Source organism: Paraburkholderia sp., assembly GCF_035656215.1.
GTDB lineage: Bacteria > Pseudomonadota > Gammaproteobacteria > Burkholderiales > Burkholderiaceae > Paraburkholderia.
This window is the reverse complement of the sequence record NZ_DASRSY010000378.1, coordinates 1-3,099: the sequence shown is the minus strand read 5'-3', so window position 1 is coordinate 3,099 and position 3,099 is coordinate 1. Positions and strand designations below refer to the sequence as shown.

The 3,099-nt window shown below is 61.7% G+C and carries 3 protein-coding genes; all 3 read left to right on the top strand.

Annotated features, from left to right (window positions below; translation table 11 throughout):
* The coding region (locus VFE81_RS22005; protein ID WP_325046614.1) for an undecaprenyl-phosphate glucose phosphotransferase at window positions 1-928 on the top strand (928 nt) is incomplete at its 5' end.
* A gap of 67 nt (window positions 929-995) precedes the next feature.
* Window positions 996-2,144 carry a polysaccharide biosynthesis/export family protein gene (locus VFE81_RS22000; RefSeq protein ID WP_325046613.1) on the top strand — a complete coding sequence of 383 codons (1,149 nt, stop codon included), beginning with the start codon at window positions 996-998 and terminating at the stop codon, window positions 2,142-2,144.
* 49 nt (window positions 2,145-2,193) lie between these two features.
* Window positions 2,194-3,099 (top strand): Wzz/FepE/Etk N-terminal domain-containing protein (locus VFE81_RS21995; protein ID WP_325046612.1); only part of this gene is annotated, 906 nt, incomplete at its 3' end.

Sequence of the window (3,099 nt, the reverse complement as noted above, 5' to 3'; positions counted from 1 at the left end):
GATCGATTCGGCGCCCGGCACAGGCTTCCGCGCCACGGCCGTCTACAACACGCGCCCGGACGTGTCTGCTGTGACCAGCGCGCGGGTGCCTGTCTGCGATACGGTGGATGCGCTTGCCGACTACATTCGAAGCAACGATGTGCACGAGCTTTGGCTCATGTTGTCGCTCGCCGAAGAGCCCCTGATCTGCAAGCTGATCAGCGAGTTTCGCGACGATCTGGTGAACATTCGCTTCATGCCGGACGTGCGCAGCATTGCATTGTTCGATGGCAGCGGCGTGATCGATCTGCTCGGCGTGCCGGCGATCAACCTCGTCGCGTCGCCCCTGTCGGCCAGTTCGATGCTGAAGAAGGAAATCTTCGACCGCCTGTTCGCCGCGACGGCGTTGATCGGTCTCGCGCCGATCCTGCTTGGCATTGCGATCGCGGTGAAGCTCTCGTCGCGCGGCCCGGTTCTCTTCAAGCAGAAGCGTAAAGGCGCAGACGGCCGCGTCTTCACGATCTACAAATTCCGCTCGATGCGACTGCATACCGAGCAAAAAGGCACGCTCAGGCAGGCGACGCGCAACGATGCGCGCGTCACGAGAGTCGGCGCGTTTCTACGCCGCACGAGCCTCGACGAACTACCTCAGTTCTTCAACGTGTTGCGTGGCGACATGTCGGTCGTCGGACCGCGTCCCCATGCACTCGAGCACGACGACCTCTATCAGAAAGTGGTCGCCGGCTACATCAATCGCTATCGGATCAAGCCGGGCATTACGGGCTGGGCACAGATCAACGGCTTTCGTGGCGAAACCGACCGCATCGAGAAGATGGAGCGTCGCGTCGAACATGACCTGTACTACCTGGGGCATTGGTCGTTCGCGCTCGATATGCGGATTATCGGCGCGACGATCGTTGCCGGACTGGTGCATCGAAACGCTTACTAAGTAGTTAACAAGCACGCTGGGCGCTCCCTCCCCCGAGGACAGTTTCCTGGCACAAGGAGGAAACACCATGAGCTCGCTTGGTATACGCACGGGAAGTCTCGTGATTTTCACAGTTACAGCACTGACAGCACTGCTATCCGGCTGCGGGATCGCACCGGGCCAGCGGATGATTACGCCGGCCGCGCTTCAGGACACGGGTGGGGATTACAGCACTGAAGCATCGCAGCAACAGCAGATACCGATTACCGATATCAACCTCGCGCTGCTGCGCAAGATGAACGCGGCACAGACGGCCATGGCACTGCCGCCGGGGACGACCGCGTTGTTCGGCAAACCGACGGCTTACAAGGTCGGTCCTGGCGACGTGCTGCAGATCGTCGTGTGGGATCACCCGGAACTCGCCGCCGCGCTCGGCCAGCCCGCGCAGAACGCGAAGACGTCGGACGCCGCGCCCGGTTTTCTGATCGACGAAAACGGCGACGTGCAGTTCCCGTATGCGGGCACGGTGCATGTGGCCGGCAAAGATGTTGCGTCGATCCAGAAGGAACTGCATAGGCGCCTGAGCACCGTGTATCAGAAGCCTGAGGTGACGGTGCGGGTGGCTTCGTTCCGGAACGCGCAGGTCTACGTCGATGGCGAAGTGCGGACCCCGGGCGCGCAGTCGGTTACCGACATTCCGCTGTCGCTGACCAGCGTGATCAACCAGGGCGGCGGCTTCAGCGCGAATGCGGATCGTAGCCGCGTTGATCTGATCCGCAACGGCGTCACGTATCCGATCAACGTGGACGACCTGATCAAGCGTGGCCGCAATCCGTCCGACATCTACCTGCAAGCAGGCGACATGGTGCGCGTGGCGTCGCGTGAAGACAGCGGCGTGTATGTGATGGGCGAGGTCAACAAGCCCGCGACCATCATGCCGATGCGCAACGGCTCGCTGACGCTTTCGCAGGCGATTTCCGACAGCGGCAGCTTCGACTCGAACACGGCGGCGGCCAGACAGTTGTTCGTGATCCGCAATTCGACAAGTGCCTCGCCGCAGGTCTACCACCTCGATGCGACCTCGCCGGTGTCCATGATCCTTGCCAATCAGTTCGAGCTCCAACCGAAGGACGTCGTGTATGTCGGGCAAGGCGGGCTGGTTCGCTTCAACCGTGTGTTGAACCTGCTGCTGCCGGCGATCAATGCGGCTGTGACGGGTGCCATTCTTGCGAAATAACAACCGTGTAACGTGACCTTGAACCGCCGGGCTTTGTTGGGTGAAGAAAATGGCAATCAACTTCGAAAACCGCTATACCGACGTGTCCGGACCGGACGAGCTGCATCTGTCGGACTATCTACGCACGATCGTGAGGGGTTGGCGCACGATCGCGATGGTGACGCTGATCGCACTCGCGCTGGGGTGCGCGTATGCCTTTCTCGCACCGCCGACATATCGCGCGGACGTGCTGTTCCACGTCGAGGACAAGACGGCGAACGCTAACGCGAACGGCAAGGATTCCTTGCCGCCGCTTACCGGCATGTTCGACACCAAGCCCTCGACCGCGGCGGAGATCGAGCTGCTGAAGTCGCGTCTCGTCACCGAGGAAACGGTCAAGAACCTGCACCTCGACATTTCAGCGTCGCCGCGCAGCTTGCCGCTGATCGGCGGGATGATCGCGGGTCTGGTGAACGGGCAATGGGGCTTCAAATTGCCTTCGTTCATCAACCTGTCGGGCTACGCATGGGGTGACGAGAGCATTGCCGTGTCGCGCTTCGACACGTCGAAGGATTTCTACGACACGACCTTCACGCTGATTGCGGGCGACGCAGGTTCGTACGTGCTGCGCGACAAGAACGGTATCGCGATTCTCTCCGGCCATGTCGGCGAGACCGTGGAAACCGACACTGCCGACGGCCCGATCGCGTTGCACGTCGATAAGCTGGTCGGCGCTCCCGGCTCGCGTTTCGAACTGCAGCGCGCCTCGACGCTGGGCACCGTGGACCGCTTGCAAAAGGCGCTCGTGGTCGCGGAAACCACGCTGCAATCCGGCGTGATTCGCACGAGTCTCGAAGGCGGCGACCCCGCGCTGACCGCGGCGATCGTCAACAGCATGGCGCGCGAGTTCGTGCGTCAGGATGTGGAGAGCCGCTCGACCGAAGCGGAGCACATGCTGGCCTTCCTCGATCAGCAA